17 protein-coding genes are annotated in these 15,480 nt (G+C 38.1%); 10 read left to right on the forward strand and 7 right to left on the reverse strand.

All coding sequences use genetic code 11. The annotated features are described in order from the left end of the window. Positions 1 to 116 precede the first annotated feature (116 nt). Together asnB and RCG21_RS08995 are read left to right on the forward strand one after the other, a co-directional pair. Positions 117 to 1,964 (forward strand): asparagine synthase (glutamine-hydrolyzing), encoded by a 1,848-nt coding sequence (asnB, locus tag RCG21_RS08990; RefSeq protein ID WP_133339454.1) that lies wholly within the window; start codon positions 117 to 119, stop codon positions 1,962 to 1,964. 89 nt (positions 1,965 to 2,053) lie between these two features. Further along, positions 2,054 to 3,586, forward strand: coding sequence for an alpha-amylase family glycosyl hydrolase (locus RCG21_RS08995; RefSeq protein WP_308913090.1), 1,533 nt, complete (start codon positions 2,054 to 2,056; stop codon positions 3,584 to 3,586). Positions 3,587 to 3,672: 86 nt separating this feature from the next. Here RCG21_RS08995 and RCG21_RS09000 read toward each other — a convergent pair whose 3' ends face one another. Beyond that, a complete protein-coding gene (locus tag RCG21_RS09000; RefSeq protein WP_308913091.1) occupies positions 3,673 to 4,542 on the reverse strand; it encodes an SDR family oxidoreductase in 870 nt (289 codons plus the stop codon). Positions 4,543 to 4,640: 98 nt separating this feature from the next. Next, complete coding sequence (locus tag RCG21_RS09005) at positions 4,641 to 5,132, reverse strand: YajQ family cyclic di-GMP-binding protein (protein ID WP_133339448.1); 492 nt, start codon at positions 5,130 to 5,132, stop codon at positions 4,641 to 4,643. 121 nt (positions 5,133 to 5,253) lie between these two features. Here RCG21_RS09005 and RCG21_RS09010 point away from each other — a divergent pair, with 121 nt between their 5' ends. After that, on the forward strand, positions 5,254 to 6,117 hold the full coding sequence (locus RCG21_RS09010) for a CvfB family protein (protein WP_133339446.1): 864 nt from the start codon (positions 5,254 to 5,256) through the stop codon (positions 6,115 to 6,117). Positions 6,118 to 6,188: 71 nt separating this feature from the next. Continuing rightward, positions 6,189 to 6,320, forward strand: a complete 132-nt coding sequence (locus tag RCG21_RS09015; RefSeq protein ID WP_081810752.1) for a DUF3941 domain-containing protein — start codon at positions 6,189 to 6,191, stop codon at positions 6,318 to 6,320. 286 nt (positions 6,321 to 6,606) lie between these two features. On the opposite strand, the gene RCG21_RS09020 is transcribed toward RCG21_RS09015, so the two are convergent. Continuing rightward, complete coding sequence (locus RCG21_RS09020) at positions 6,607 to 7,464, reverse strand: DegV family protein (RefSeq protein ID WP_133339444.1); 858 nt, start codon at positions 7,462 to 7,464, stop codon at positions 6,607 to 6,609. 128 nt (positions 7,465 to 7,592) lie between these two features. Between RCG21_RS09020 and RCG21_RS09025 the strand changes: the two genes are divergently transcribed. Next, positions 7,593 to 8,435, forward strand: coding sequence for a YitT family protein (locus RCG21_RS09025; protein ID WP_133339442.1), 843 nt, complete (start codon positions 7,593 to 7,595; stop codon positions 8,433 to 8,435). 11 nt (positions 8,436 to 8,446) lie between these two features. Continuing rightward, complete coding sequence (locus RCG21_RS09030; protein WP_133339440.1) at positions 8,447 to 9,226, forward strand: BsuPI-related putative proteinase inhibitor; 780 nt, start codon at positions 8,447 to 8,449, stop codon at positions 9,224 to 9,226. Between the two features lie 37 nt (positions 9,227 to 9,263). On the opposite strand, the gene RCG21_RS09035 is transcribed toward RCG21_RS09030, so the two are convergent. The 3 genes from RCG21_RS09035 to RCG21_RS09045 form a co-directional block, all read right to left on the reverse strand. After that, the gene (locus RCG21_RS09035; RefSeq protein WP_026574504.1) at positions 9,264 to 9,443 is read right to left on the reverse strand and encodes a DUF3813 domain-containing protein; all 180 of its coding nucleotides are present in this window, start codon (positions 9,441 to 9,443) and stop codon (positions 9,264 to 9,266) included. Between the two features lie 2 nt (positions 9,444 to 9,445). Continuing rightward, a complete protein-coding gene (locus RCG21_RS09040) occupies positions 9,446 to 9,598 on the reverse strand; it encodes a hypothetical protein (protein WP_165976391.1) in 153 nt (50 codons plus the stop codon). Positions 9,599 to 9,707: 109 nt separating this feature from the next. Continuing rightward, positions 9,708 to 10,520 carry a Cof-type HAD-IIB family hydrolase gene (locus tag RCG21_RS09045; protein ID WP_133339438.1) on the reverse strand — a complete coding sequence of 271 codons (813 nt, stop codon included), beginning with the start codon at positions 10,518 to 10,520 and terminating at the stop codon, positions 9,708 to 9,710. Between the two features lie 233 nt (positions 10,521 to 10,753). On the opposite strand from RCG21_RS09045, the gene RCG21_RS09050 reads away from it, so the two are divergent. From RCG21_RS09050 to RCG21_RS09060, 3 genes are all read left to right on the forward strand, one after another. Beyond that, positions 10,754 to 11,521, forward strand: a complete 768-nt coding sequence (locus tag RCG21_RS09050; RefSeq protein WP_308913092.1) for an alpha/beta fold hydrolase — start codon at positions 10,754 to 10,756, stop codon at positions 11,519 to 11,521. A gap of 31 nt (positions 11,522 to 11,552) precedes the next feature. Next, positions 11,553 to 11,861 carry a metal-sulfur cluster assembly factor gene (locus RCG21_RS09055; RefSeq protein WP_133339434.1) on the forward strand — a complete coding sequence of 103 codons (309 nt, stop codon included), beginning with the start codon at positions 11,553 to 11,555 and terminating at the stop codon, positions 11,859 to 11,861. Between the two features lie 175 nt (positions 11,862 to 12,036). Continuing rightward, the gene (locus RCG21_RS09060; protein WP_133339432.1) at positions 12,037 to 13,161 is read left to right on the forward strand and encodes a TIGR04053 family radical SAM/SPASM domain-containing protein; all 1,125 of its coding nucleotides are present in this window, start codon (positions 12,037 to 12,039) and stop codon (positions 13,159 to 13,161) included. A gap of 69 nt (positions 13,162 to 13,230) precedes the next feature. Here the strand turns inward: RCG21_RS09060 and RCG21_RS09065 are convergent, their stop codons facing one another. Further along, on the reverse strand, positions 13,231 to 13,929 hold the full coding sequence (locus tag RCG21_RS09065) for a Crp/Fnr family transcriptional regulator (protein WP_133339430.1): 699 nt from the start codon (positions 13,927 to 13,929) through the stop codon (positions 13,231 to 13,233). A 435-nt stretch (positions 13,930 to 14,364) separates the two neighbouring features. Here RCG21_RS09065 and moaA point away from each other — a divergent pair, with 435 nt between their 5' ends. Then, positions 14,365 to 15,381 (forward strand): GTP 3',8-cyclase MoaA, encoded by a 1,017-nt coding sequence (moaA, locus tag RCG21_RS09070; protein ID WP_235824937.1) that lies wholly within the window; start codon positions 14,365 to 14,367, stop codon positions 15,379 to 15,381. Positions 15,382 to 15,480: the final 99 nt, after the last annotated feature.

Consider the following 15,480-nt stretch of genomic DNA (forward strand, 5'->3'; position numbering starts at 1 on the left):
AAATTTATAACTTGGTATACCATTTTATTTGGACAATTAACCAATTGCTTTGGGCTGAATACACTAAAACATGTAATTGAAATTGGAGTTACAGTAGTAGAAAGGAGCCAACTACCGTGTGCGGGATATCTGGATGGGTAGATTTTGAAAAATTATTAAAAAATGAAACAGAAACAATAGCAAAAATGGCCAATACACTTGCAAAAAGAGGCCCTGATGAAACGAACATCTGGACAAATACACATGTTGGTTTTGGACATAAGAGACTGATTGTTGTCGACCCAGAAGGGGGAAGACAGCCAATGTCGAAACAAAAAGAAGGCATTGTGTATACCATTTGCTACAACGGAGAATTATACAATACAGAAGATTTACGTAAAATTCTCCTTACTAAAGGATATTCTTTTAGGGGTCATTCTGATACAGAAGTTCTGTTAACTGCCTATATAGAATGGGCGGAAGAGTGCGTAAATTATTTAAACGGAATTTATGCGTTTGCTGTTTGGGACAGTAAAAAGGAACAGCTATTTATTGGACGGGACAGATTAGGAGTAAAACCACTTTTTTTCACGGAACACAAAAAAGGGTTACTCTTTGCATCAGAATTAAAAGCGATTCTTACGCACCCCGAAATCAAAACAGAACTCGACCGTGAAGGGCTGGCCGAGATTCTTGGTACAGGACCATCAAGGTCACCAGGTTCAGGGATTTTTAAGGGAATGAAAGAGCTACGGCCGGCACATGCATTGACCTTTTCAAAAAATGGCTTAAAAACTTGGCGTTATTGGAACGTGAAAAGTGAAGAACATAAAGATTCGGTGGAGGAAACAGCAGAAAAGGTACGTTATCTAGTGACAGATGCAGTGACGAGACAGCTTGTTTCAGATGTTCCATTATCTACATTTTTATCAGGCGGGCTTGACTCAAGCATTATAACAGCGATTGCTGCGAAAGGCTTTCAAGACCAAGGGAAAGGGCAACTCCATACGTACTCAATTGACTATGAGGGCAATGATCTCCATTTTGCCGCAAATGAATTCCAGCCGGATGCAGATGGAAAGTACATCCAAATGATTATCGACAAATTTAATACCTCACATCACAACAAAATGATTTCACAGCAAAAACTTGTAGACGATTTGATCGAAGCGGTTCATGTAAGGGACTGCCCTGGAATGGCGGATGTAGATTCCTCCTTACTCTGGTTCTGCAAGGAAATCAAAAAGGATTTCGTCGTTAGTCTTTCAGGCGAATGTGCAGATGAAATTTTCGGCGGCTACCCATGGTTTCATCGGAAACAAGACCTTGAACGTGCGGGGTTTCCATGGATGCGTTCCGTTTTTGAACGGGAAAATTTATTGAACCAAAATTGGCGGGGAAAATTAAAACTATCTGAATATGTGATGGAAAAATATCAGCAAGCGGTGAAGGAAACACCGAGCTTACCGGGAGAAAGCTTGGAAGAGGCGAAACGACGGGAGCTATTTTATATTAATATGACTTGGTTCATGACCACCTTACTTGACCGAAAGGACCGAATGAGTATGGGGGCCAGCCTAGAGGTCAGAGTTCCTTTTGCCGATCATCGTCTTGTTGAATATGTCTGGAATATTCCCTGGGATGTGAAGATGTATCGAGGAAGAGAGAAAGGGATTCTTCGTAAGGCATTTGAAGGGATATTACCCGAAGAAGTTCTTTATCGGAAGAAAAGTCCTTATCCCAAAACACATAATCCGGAATATACCGCTATGATCCAAAAACGTATGGTAGAGATTCTAAAGGATAAATCATCAGCTCTTCATGAATTTTTTGAAAAGACCTCATTACAAAGTATTGTTGATTCCGGGGGAGAATCCTTTAAAGAACCATGGTTTGGTCAGTTGATGACAGGACCGCAGTTGTTAGCCTATTTTGTTCAATTACACACATGGTTTAAAGACTATAATATTAACATAGTAAATTGAGTTAAAATTTGGATTTCAAACCATAATTCGATTAAAATGGGTTTAGGGAAGAGGGAGAACCTCTTCCCTTTTTAAGGGAGGAACAATATATGAAAAGAATCATACTCATTTTAATTTCAGTTTTTCTGATGTCTTCCGTTCCTGCAAATGCTGCAGTAAAAAAAGATAAGCGGTTATGGCAGGATGAGTCCATCTATTCAATTATGGTGGACCGCTTTAATGATGGAGACACAAGTATCAATTTCGATGTAAATACAAAAGATCCTAATGTCTATAACGGCGGCGATTTTCAAGGAATCATCGATAAACTTGACTACATACATGATATGGGTTTTACCGCTATTCGTCTTAATCCGATTTTTGATAATGCCGATAAAGGATATCATGGCTTTTGGGTGAAAGATTTTTATAAAACGGACGAGCATTTTGGCTCGATTAAGACCTTTCAAAAGCTGGTTAACGAAGCTCATAAACGCAAAATGAAAGTATTAATTGATTTTCCTGCAAACAATGTTGCAGCAAATCATATGTGGGTGACAGATCCAAATAAGCAGGATTGGTTTCATAAAAAGCAGGATATCCAGGACTGGAACAACGCCCAAGAGATTGAAAATGGCTGGGCAGATGGGTTGCCGGACCTGAATCAGGATAACCCTGAGGTAAAAAACTATTTAATTAAGGCTGCTAAATGGTGGATTCAGAAAACAGATATTGACGGATATAGTTTACCCGAAGTAAACATGGTGCCTGTCAGCTTTTGGCATGATTTTTCAACGTCAGTTAAAGGTGTGAAGCAAAACTTTTTTTTAATGGGAATTCCGGCAGTAAAATCACCATCCAATGAACTAGAGTATGAAAAAGCCGGGATTGATAGTTTTTATAATGGGCCCGTTAGTGCGGATTTAAGGGACGCCTTTGCCAATACTGACCAATCCATTCAACCTGTTGTTTCTGAATTGGACAAGGGGAAAAAAACATTTGACACGTCAGCCAATATGGCAAATTATTTCGATAATGAATATACAACAAGATTCACGCAAGATATTGTAAAAAATAGACAGTTCCCCGGTTCCCGTTGGAAAACTGCTTTGACCTATTTATATACGATTCCAGGAATACCCGTAATTTATTATGGAACGGAAATTGCTTTGAATGGCGGTGATATTCCGGATAATCGCCGGCAGATGAGCTTCAGAGCAGAAAAAGATTTAATTGATTTTATTACAAAAATCGGAGAGCTTAGAAATCAACTTCCATCTTTAACAAGAGGGAATCTTGAAGTATTATATGAAAAGAATGGTATGGTTATTTATAAGCGGGAATATAAAGGTGAAACCTCGGTCATTGCAATTAATAATACGAAAAAATCACAAAGTATCACGTTAAAGGAGAAGCAATTAGATGCGGGAAAAGAGCTTCGCGGTTTACTTAACGGTGATACGGTAAAGAGTGAAGGCGATCGATATACGATTATTCTCGACCGGGATAACTCTGAAATTTATGTGTTGGCGGATAAGACAGGGATGAATATTCCGTTTGTTTCAGCCATTATGATTGTAATCATATTGGCCTGTTTATTTTTGTTTTTAATCATTAGGAGAAGTAAAAGAAATATGAATTAAAAGAACGCACCGGAAAGCTGATAGGCTTCCGGTGCGTTCTTTGTCTAGCGAAAGTGACTCTTAGAAAAGCACTGGAGCTATTCTATTTATCCATTAATAATCTCCCCGCCGTTTACATGGAACATTTGGCCGCTAATATAGGAGGAATCATCAGAGGCTAAAAAAACATAGCTTGGAGCAAGCTCATGTGGCTGCCCTGCTCTTCCTAGAGGAGTGGTCGAACCGAATACGGCTACTTGATCATCTGTAAAGGTAGAGGGTATGAGCGGGGTCCATATTGGGCCCGGTGCAACCCCGTTCACTCTTATTCCCTGCGATGCAAGCGAGAGGGCAAGTGAGCGAGTAAAAGAAACAATTGCCCCTTTTGTGGCAGAGTAATCCAGCAGCTGTTCATTTCCCTTGTAGGCAGTAATTGATGCCGTATTAATAATCGATGCTCCTTTTTTTAGATGTGGCAGGACCATTTTTGACATATGAAAATAGGAAAAAATATTGGTGCGAAATGTTTTTTCAAGCTGGGCCGCTGTAATATTCAGTAAGCTTTTTTGCGGGTGCTGTTCCGCCGCATTGTTTACAAGTATATCAATCTTTCCAAATTCTTCGATGGTTTTGTTCACGACTTCCTTGCAATAGTCTTCACTGCCTATATCACCGGAAAAGAGCAGGCAGCGCCTTCCTTCTTCTTCAATTAACTTTTTTGTTTCTTCCGCATCTTGATGTTCTTCTAAATAGACAATAGTTACATCCGCGCCTTCTTTGGCAAAATAAATGGCCACCGATTTACCAATCCCACTGTCACCACCGGTAATAATCGCCTTTTTTCCGGATAATTTTCCGCTGGATTTATAATTTGCATCAATCGAAATGGGTCGAGGGTTCATTTCACTTTCCACGCCAGGCTGATGATTTTGGTGCTGTGGCGGAAAAACTGCTTTTGGTTGCTTTTGGCTGCTCATATTGTTACCTCCAAGTGTTAATTACACCTGTTAGTCTTCGATAAAAACCTAAGAATATGAAAAAAGGGAAAAGGTTTTTCAACCATTTCCCATATTTTCTATCGATAATTAATAAACTGAACATCTACAGTAAGGTCTGCTTCTCGGACTAATGAAATGATTTTTTGGAGATCATCCCGGTTCTTGCCACTGACTCGTACCTGGTCGTCCTGCACCTGGCTTTTGACTTTAACACCGCTATTTTTAATGATTGTGTTTATTTTTTTGGCATTTTCTTTATCAATTCCTTGAACAAGTTTCGCCCTTTGCCTTACGGTTCCTCCGGAAGCTTTTTCAATCTTACCATAATCAAGATTTCTGATCGGAATCCCTCGCTTAATCAGTTTGCCTAACAGAACATCCTTCAATTGGTCTAACTTATATTCATCATCTGAAATAAGGACAAGATCTTCTTTATCGAGTGATACCTCACTCTTACTGCCTTTAAAATCGTAACGGGTCTGAATTTCTTTCATTGTTTGGGTGATTGCGTTTGTGACTTCAGAAAAGTCTACTTTGGACACAATATCAAACGAACTATCTTTAGACATAACAAAAACCTCCTGTTTATCATTTTCGCCAATATTTGCATGGTTTCCCTTTATGGGTACATTATAGTAAAATATAGCAGTTCAAACAACTATCTCCAAGGGAAAGAAAAGGGGAATAAACATGTCAATAAAAGAATTGATTGGCCAGACTACCAGTTTGGAAGTGGCACGAAAAGCGCCATTTGGCTATTTTTTAACAGATGGAAATGAGGATGTCTTGTTACATATAAATGAAACCGAGCGTGAATATGAAGAAGGAGAGCGCTTAGAGGTCTTTCTTTTCCATGATTCGCAGGGCAGGATGATTGCTTCAACAAAGATTCCGGAAATTTCTGTTGGCAGGTATGGCTGGGTCAAGGTAACAGATGTTAATCCGAAAATCGGAGTCTTTTTAGATATTGGAATGCAAAAGGACCTTTTATTAGGTGCAGACGATCTTCCAGCCCATAAATCCGTCTGGCCGGAGCCTGGTGATATGGTTTACATTACTTTGAGGGTAAATCGTAATTATCTTTTGTACGCAAAGCTTGCCAGTGACCAGATCATTCAATCTATTTCCGTCAAAGCAACAAGACAGGCATTCAATAAAAATGTTCAGGGCCATATTTACCGTACGGCAAAGGTCGGCAGCTGGGTCTATACAATTGAGGGCTTTAAGGGTTTTATTCATGAGTCACAAAGACAGCAAGAACCCCGTCTTGGACAAAAAATCGAAGGCAGGATCATTGATGTAAAAGAAGATGGGACGGTTAATATTTCACTGCTTGCCAGAAAAGAGGAATCGCTGGATCAGGATGGAGAAATAATTTATGAATATTTAATGAGCAGAAATGGCGCCATGCCATACGGGGACAAGAGTATGCCTGAGGATATTAAAGAACGATTTGGTTTAAGCAAAGGTTCCTTTAAACGTGCTCTTGGAAAGCTGATGAAAGAAGGCAAGGTCTATCAAGAGAATGGTTGGACCTATGTAAAAAAAGATTAGCAAACATATTACATACTCCTTTTCGAAATGCTTACACTAATGATTGAACATGAAGGAAAGGAGTTTTGAATTTGCCTCATACATCAGATAATGATAAAAAAGCACAGGACAATAATGCCTTAAGACACGAAAAAAACATGATGCGCGAAAAAAATCGCCAAGCAGGGAAAAATCAATACTCGAAGAAAACAGACCATAAATAAGAAAAGCGAAAGCGTCTTTACCAGGGGCTTATGTCCAGAGCCCCTAGACGCTAGAGCTAGATAAGCAAAAGTCTCACTCAGATTGTCGAGAAATGTTATTTTTCTTGGCAATTTTTATTTAATTAAAATACTGATTTTTTAAAATGATTGTCTATGCTATTGGGCCTGTTGAACAGGCTTTAATATTATGAATGTTTTAATAAATTATTGCGGTGAATTATTAAAGGGAATGAAGAAATAAAAGGCTATCGAAAGTTTTTCGACAGCTTAGTGAGGCAAAAGGGCATTATGGCAATTGATTTAAGAAGAAAATTGAAATGGTTCCGGCACCGGTATGGGAACCAATTGCTGAGCCAATGGAAGAAATATATACCGCTTTGGGGTGTAGTTCCTCTTCAATCATTGCTCTTATTTCCAGGGCTGTTTCTTCATTGTCAGCATGGCTGATTCCTACGACTTGCTCCTGTATATCGGAACCGCGCTCCTTCATCAATTCAATTAAACGGCGCAACACTTTCTTTTTACCGCGTATTTTTTCAATCGGAACTAATTTTCCGTCCTCTACGTTTAAAACCGGTTTAATATTTAGTAATCCTCCGAGAAAGGCAGATGCTTTCGAAACCCTGCCCCCCTTTGCTAAATAGTCTAAGTCTTCGACTGTGAAAAGATGCTCCATATGCTGACTTCTAAAAATAATATCCTTCAAAATTTCTTCTTTCGGAACATTTTTCGATGAAAGCCTTGCCGCTTCCGTCACAATAAGGCCTTGTCCAAGAGAGGCACACTTCGTATCAATAATTGTTAGATCAAAATTTGGATATTTTTCCTTGACTTGGTCAAGAATCATAACAGCGGTTGAATAGGTTCCGGATAGCTGTGAGGAAAAGGCTATATAAATTCCAACTTCATTATTTTCAGCCATGTTTGTAAAGATCTGCTCAAATAATAGAGGAGATGCTTGGGATGTTTTCGGTACACTTCCGTTTCGAATGGCATCATAAACAGTTTTAGGATCAATGGTTTTTACATCCTCATACTCCTGCCCATTTACGTGAACCTTTAGCGGAATCAGTGTTACATTGCTTTCAGAATAAAAACTAAGAGGTAAATCACATGCGCTATCCGCCAGAATCTTTATCGGCATGAAGCTCACCTGCTTTCAAGCTAATATAGTTAACTTTAGTTTATCGGTTTAAGGCTAAAAATACAATTCAGAAATGGAAGGAACTGTACAATCAGAACATTGAATTTTACAAATGAAGGGATGATGAAATGCTTTGGCTGCAAACGAAAAAAATATTAATCGTCGTGGCGGGGGCTTTATTGAATGCGATTGCAATGAACTTATTTTTAATTCCTGCCAATGTCTATTCCAGTGGCTTTACAGGGATTGCCCAATTACTTTCAAGAGTGTTAAGTGACCATACCCCGATTCATGTCTCAATGGGATTTTTATTGCTAGTGTTAAATATTCCTGTTGCAATTCTTGGTTGGATGAAGGTGGGAAGGTCATTTACCATATATAGCTTTCTCAGTGTTATCCTTTCTTCTTTATTCTTATCCGTCATCCCTATTCATAAGGTCTCTCATGATATCCTGTTAAATGCAGTATTTGGCGGTGTAATTTTGGCTGTTGGGGTTGGAATCACTTTAAAATGGGGAGCATCAACAGGCGGATTGGATATCATTGCAATGGTTCTCTCAAGGATGAAAGACAAGCCGGTTGGGACGTATATGTTTATTTTAAATGGAATTATCATTGCAACTGCCGGGCTTCTTTATGGCTGGGAAAAAGCACTTTATACACTGGTGACCTTGTACACGTCCACTAGGATCATTGATGCCATTCACACACGACATGAAAAGCTGACTGCGATGATTATTACAAAAAAAGCGGATGAATTAAAAAAGGAAATACAAAACAAACTGGTTAGAGGAATCACAATGGTACCTGCAAAGGGGGCTTTTTCCAATGAACCCCGAGATATGTTGATGATTGTGATTACTCGCTATGAGCTTTTTGATTTAGAAAGAATTATTAAGGAGGTTGACCCAAAAGCATTTACAAATATCATAGAAACAGCGGGAATTTACGGTTTCTTTCGAAAAGATTAACAGGAGGCATTATGAAGAATCTATTGTGTATCTTTCTACTATTTTTTTCTTTTCATACAAATACGTTTGCAAATGGAAACGAGAGGAATGTAAGTGATTCTGCCTTTACCTTTAATGTAATCCCTTCAGCAGGGCCGGAAGCTGTGGAATTTGAATTTCTTCTTAAGAATGAAGGAGAAATACCGCTTAACTTGGAATTCCCAACTTCTCAACTTTTTGACATTACCGTCACAGATAAAAGCGGCAATGAAGTATATCGCTATTCCAAAGGACGCTATTTTTTACAGGCCTTTCAAACAATAAAGATAGAGCCAAAAACTTCTTATAAAAGAATTGCTGTCTGGGATTATATGGTTGACGGAAAAAGGGTCCCTGCTGGTGAATACAATGCTCATATCACGTTAAAACCTGTAAGTTTGAATGAGGAACCTATATCAAATAGAGAGAAATTAACGATTCATAAAACAATAATCATCCCCGAAGAGAATCCAGTTTTCCGACATGTGAAGGTGGCAGGAAACCGTGGGAAATATAAAATAATGGGCGAAACAAAACCATCAAAAGGGAATTTTTATTATACAGTGGAAGATGGACACAGGGAGTTTGTTAAAGAAACACAAATTAATATTGGACAGAAAACAGAAGTGTGGAAACCGTTTACGATTCAAGTTCAAATCTCTGAAACAAAGCTTCCTGAGCATGGATCCTTCATTTTATTTTTATATGAAAGAGACCATGAAAATAAAATAATGAATTCCTTCCCAGTTGTTTTAGAAAAATTTTATCAGTAGGAATGAAAAAGGAAAGCGCCAGGCGCTTTCCTTTTTCTTATTGCTCAAGCTCATTTTGCATTTGTTGGAGCTGACGTTGTTCGGCGAATGTAGAATTGGCAAATGCGGAACTTAAAGCATTTTTGGCTTTTTCCACAGCCGAATCACGTTCAGCAGGGCTGGCAGACTTCGCCATCTCCACAAATCTTCGTGCTTCCTGGAATAATTGGTTACCCATTATTATATTCCTCCCAGCGAGGAGTCTTGCACATTGGACATTTTCTGAGCTTCCGCTTCAGCGTATGTCATGTGATAGGGGATACGTTCGGCATGCTTAGAGACCGTATCTTTTCCTTGCTGGACAAAGCGTTTTGATTTGTTTCGTTTACCCATTCGAATCCCTCCAATGTTTGAGCTTCGATTGAAACAGCAGTTGCTGCCTCAAAAATTAGTATGCTCCGAATTGACGTTTTCATTTAGGTAAACAATGGCGAAAAAAGCACTATTTTAAATGTAATAAATCAGCTATATATACTCCGACTCCATCTTTTTCATTCGTAAGGGTAACATCGTTTGCAATATTTTTTAACTGATCAATTGCATTGCCCATCGCAATTCCATGCCCAGCATATTCAATCATTTCAAGGTCATTATCCTCATCCCCAAATGCAACCACTCTTTCAGCAGGAATATTGAAAAAATCAGCAGCCTTTTTCAAGCCAACTGCTTTGTTTATTCCGGATTTAATAATTTCAATCACATGCCATGGTGCAGCCCAACTGCGTTGTTCAATCACTTCTGCATGGATTTCAGATAAATGCTGGCGAATTAGCCGTAACTCATCCTCTTCTGTATGAATTAATAAACTTGTTGGTGAATCCTTTAAAAAATTACTTAAATCCCCGGTTGTCACCTTTGGTTTTCCCATTCCAAAAATATCAAGAAGCTTTTCATCGTGGTAATGAAAATAAACATCATCCATCACTTCCGCAATAATATTATGAAATTGGAAGGATCTGCAGGCATCAACAATTTCCTTTGCCACTTTAACATCCAAGGGTTCATGAAAAAATCCCCAGCCAGGGTTTCGTGGATGATGCATAAATGCTCCGTTGAAATTAACAATAGGAGTATCCAATTCCAATTCATGATAATACATTTCACTAGAGCGGTATGGTCTCCCTGTAGCAATCATAATGATATGTCCTGCGTCTTTGGCTTTTTTCAAAATATCCTTTGTTTTTAATGAAATCGTTTTGTCGTCTTTTAATAATGTCCCATCTAAATCTAAAGCAATTAAGTGTCTTTCTGCCATATGGATATGGACTCCTTCTCTATTTTTATTTTGGAAGCGATAAAAGCTTTATTTTAGGAAAATGATTGTTTACATGATACACTACAAATGTGATTTTCTACATACAATTGAAAGCAGGTTTAGAACTTATATAAATACTATGTTAACAATTTTATACCTAACCTGTAAAAAAATTCACATCATACCATGTAAATTATCGATATACTTATATATAGCTTCAGGAGGATTCTATAGTGGTCATCATCGAAAGAGATTACATTAAGGATATACCTGCTTTAGAAGTTGTTAAAAAAGAAATACATCAAGATTCACTGCCAACCATTATTTTTATTCATGGAATTACAAGTGCAAAGGAACATAATCTGCACTATGCCTATCTATTAGCAGAAAAAGGTTTTCGGGTGATTTTGCCTGATACCATGCACCATGGTGAACGTCAGAAAGAATTAGAGGAGAGGGAGTTAGTCACCGAATTTTGGAACATCGTCATCGAAACCATTACTGAACTTAAGACGCTAAAAGAACATTTGGTTCAACATGGATTGGCTGATCCAAACCGTATCGGTCTTGTCGGAACTTCAATGGGTGGAATTGTAACACTCGGTGCTATCACCCAATACCAATGGATTAAAGTGGCAGTTAGCTTAATGGGAATGCCGTCATACGAGCAATTTTCTCTCTGGCAGCTTGACCATTTAAAAAGCCAGGGAATGGAAATTCCTTTTACTGAGGAAGAAATTGCGGATCAGCTCATGATTCTTAGGGATTATGACTTAAGTCTATATCCGGAAAAACTAGAACAAAGACCGCTATTGTTTTGGCATGGAAAAAAAGACCCGATTGTTCCCTATTCCTTAACATATCAATTTTATGAAACCATTATATCTAGCTATAGCCAAAACCCTGAAAGGCTAGCCTTTATAACAGATGAGCATGCCGGTCATAAGGTTAGCAGGAAGGGCTTAATAGCAACGGTTGATTGGTTTGCAAAATACTTGTAAAGTAAATAGAAAATGAACAGGAGTGAACATAATGAATGAGGAATTAAAAGAAAATATAATGGGTGCCCTAGAGCTAGTAGTCGATCCGGAATTAGGTGTTGATATCGTTAATTTAGGTTTAGTCTATAATGTGGAAATGGATGATCAAGGCAAAGTTGATATTACGATGACGTTAACTTCAATGGGATGTCCCCTTGCAGGAACAATTGTGGATCAGGTGAAAAGATCATTAGCAGATATTCCGGAAATCAAAGATGTAGAGGTAAATATCGTTTGGAATCCGCCATGGGATAAAGAAATGATGTCACGCTATGCTAAAATTGCCCTTGGAATTCGCTAGAATTTAGTTTTTAAACAGCAGAGTCGAACTCTTGCTGTTTTTTTGTTTTCACAAAACAGACATATTTAAACGCCTCTTTAGTGAGTTATTTCACATTTTTCAAATATAAACAACTTTATAATACAGTTATTAAAGCTGTTTGTTTTGAAATAGCTGATGTAGGAGGCGTTTCATCATGGCTATTAGCCGAGATTTTAATAAAGATCCATTTATCGTTATTTGGGAACTTACACGTGCTTGTCAATTAAAATGTCTGCATTGCCGTGCCGATGCCCAATATGCAAGGGACCCGCGTGAATTAACCTTTGAAGAAGGAAAAAATCTTATTGATCAAATATATGAAATGAATAATCCTATGCTAGTCTTTACAGGCGGAGATCCGCTTATGAGGGAAGATATCTTTGATATTGCTAAATATGCAGTCGAAAAAGGCGTCCGAGTTTCGATGACTCCGAGTGCGACTCCAAATGTTACGAAGGAAGCCATTCAAAAGGCGAAGGAAGTTGGTCTTTCCCGCTGGGCATTTAGTATTGACGGACCAAACGCGGAGGTCCACGACCATTTCCGCGGTACTGCAGGGTCCTTTGATTTGACGATGGAAAGAATAAATTACTTGCATGAGGTAGGGCTGCCGATTCAAATTAATACGGTAATTTCAAGATATAATGTTGAATATCTCGATGAAATGGCGAAAATGGTCGAGGATTTAAACTGTGTACTTTGGAGTGTCTTTTTCCTTGTACCAACTGGAAGAGGCCAGGCTTCGGATATGATCTCCCCAGTAGAACATGAAAGGGTTCTAAGATGGCTTTATGATTTAAGTAAACGAGTATCCTTTGATATTAAAACAACAGAAGCAATGCATTACCGTCGTGTGGTCATCCAGCAAAAAATGCGTGAAGCGAAACAACAAACCGATGAAATTAACTATTTAACTGCTCTAACAGAAAAAGGACTTACAGGTTCAATTGACGGCCTAGGCCGTGCACCAAAAGGTGTAAATGACGGAAATGGTTTTGTGTTCATCTCTCATATCGGTGATGTCTATCCTAGTGGACTTTTACCTGTACAAGCTGGGAATATTCGTGAGAGGCCACTTGCGGAAATTTACCGTGAGTCTCCAATCTTTAAATCGTTGCGAGATCCGGATTCGTTTAAAGGAAAATGCGGTGTTTGCGAATTCCGCTATGTCTGTGGTGGATCAAGATCTAGAGCATATGCGATGACAGGGGATTATCTTGAAAGTGAACCATTCTGCGTTTACATTCCAAAAGCATTAAGGGATAAGCAAGTCCAGTAAAAAATTTCGGGGAAGTAATTCAAACCGAGTGCTTCCCCGACCCAAAATAAAATAGGATGGTTTCCCATCCTATTCGATATTACAATAAACAGCTGGACAATTCTCGCAGCCGATTTCATCTTTTAAATATTGAAGATCCAAAATTGAGATTTTTCCTTTTTTAACTGAAATAATATTGTCCTTCTTTAATTCACTTAAAATACGATTCGTACTTTCGCGGGAGGTGCCACAGAAATTGGCAAGCTCTTGATTTGTAAGGGGTAAATCAATTAATATTTCACGGTCCTTATGAATACCATAACTATTAGACATTCGAATAAGCGTTGAAAAAAGTGCGCCGCGTTTACCATTTAAGACAAGATCACGAAATTTTGTTTGGGTTTTGCGGAAATGATCACTCATCCATTTCATGAATTCAAAAGCAAGTTTGCTGTCTTGGAAAATTTCGCTTTCAATCACATCTTTTTTAATAGCGACAATTTCCCCTTCTTCCAGGACCTTGGCACTAAGTAAAAATTTTGGATTATCCGTAAACAGTGTCAATTCTCCACAAATATCATTTTCCCCACAGATTCTTAAGGAAAGCTCCCGTCCATCTGAGGTAATTTTACTAATTTGGATTTTGCCGGAAAGGATGATATAGAGTTCCTCAGCCACCATTCCTTCTTGGAATAAAAATTTTCCTCTCTCACTTCTGAACTTACGGTCAGCGAATTTAAGTAATTCTATTATTTCTAATGAATGGGTAGGTTTCATTTTCGTCATCATTCAGTTCTCACCCCGTCTATAGTTAAAAACTAGTTATATTTCACTAGGTCATTTTTGTATTGTTATAAACATTTTACCTCAGGTTTTTGTGAAAAAAAGAAGTAAACCATGACAATATAGTGAAAACTGATTATCGCTTTTTTTGATAAATGTTTTGAAATATTTTTCAATGAATATTTCCAAAAACAATCGTTTGTACCAAAACCATCTTCTGTTATGATAAATAGTAAGTTAACTAGTAAAAGTGAGGATTTCATCAAAAAAATGAGTGGTTATTTAAATAAGTTGTGTAAAGGTTAATGTTGATTTTTCAACAAAGTTGATTGGAGTGGAAGGCACGAAGACTCCTCGAAAATGCTAACGCATTTTCTTCGTGCCTAGAACGGAAATCGACTGCCATATCAACAGAGCCTAAAAATAATGGAGTTGATTAGAATGGAAAATACCATTATTAAAGATAAATTTAATCGGCCATTACATGATTTGCGGATTTCTGTTATTGACCGCTGTAATTTCCGCTGTCAGTATTGCATGCCAGCAGATCAATTTGGACCCGATTTTGTTTTTTTGCCAAAAAGCGCTTTATTAACCTATGAAGAAATTGAGCGGCTGGCAAAGATCTTTGTTCAAATAGGAGTTGAAAAAATTCGATTAACAGGTGGAGAACCACTGTTAAGAAGAGATTTACCTGTATTGGTTAGTAAACTCTCTGAAATAGAAGGTCTTAAAGATATTGGTTTAACAACAAACGGTGTAATGTTGAAGAAATTTGCTGAAAAACTAAAACAGGCCGGACTAAAACGGGTTAATGTCAGCCTTGACAGCCTGAATGATGAATTGTTTGGAAAAATAAACGGGCGAAATATCGGAACCAAACCTGTTCTAGAAGGAATCGAAGCGGCAAAACAAGCAGGATTGGGCGTGAAAATCAATATGGTAGTTAAAAAAGGGCTAAACGATACCGAAATTGTCCCGATGGCGGATTTTTGCAAGAAAAACGGTCTTGAGCTCCGGTATATTGAATTTATGGATGTAGGTTCAACGAATGGCTGGAAGATGGATGATGTCATTACGAAAAGGCAGATTTATGAAATGCTAAAAGAACATTATGAGTTGGAGCCGGTGAACCCTGCTTATTTTGGTGAGGTGGCGAAACTTTACCGTTATAAAGATACGAATGTAAACGTTGGGTTTATTTCATCCGTGTCTGAGTCTTTTTGTTCAAGCTGTACTCGTGCACGCTTATCGGCAAATGGCCAATTATTTACCTGTTTGTTTAATGGAAACGGTCATGACGTTCGTAATATCATGAGAAATGGTGCTACGGATGAGGAGCTTACCAGGCGGATTTCAGAAATTTGGAATGGTCGTGATGATCGCTATTCTGACGAAAGAATGGCTGAATCCAATAAGAAGCGGAAAAAAATTGAAATGTCTTATATTGGTGGATAATAAAAAAACAACCTGCTTCAATTAAAATGTACCCTATAGAGTAGACACTTAAAAAAGTGCTTTCTATAGGGTACTTTTTTTATATAATTTAATAACACA

The sequence above is a fragment of the Bacillus salipaludis genome (assembly GCF_030938565.1).
Taxonomy (GTDB): Bacteria; Bacillota; Bacilli; order Bacillales; family Cytobacillaceae; genus Neobacillus; species Neobacillus salipaludis_A.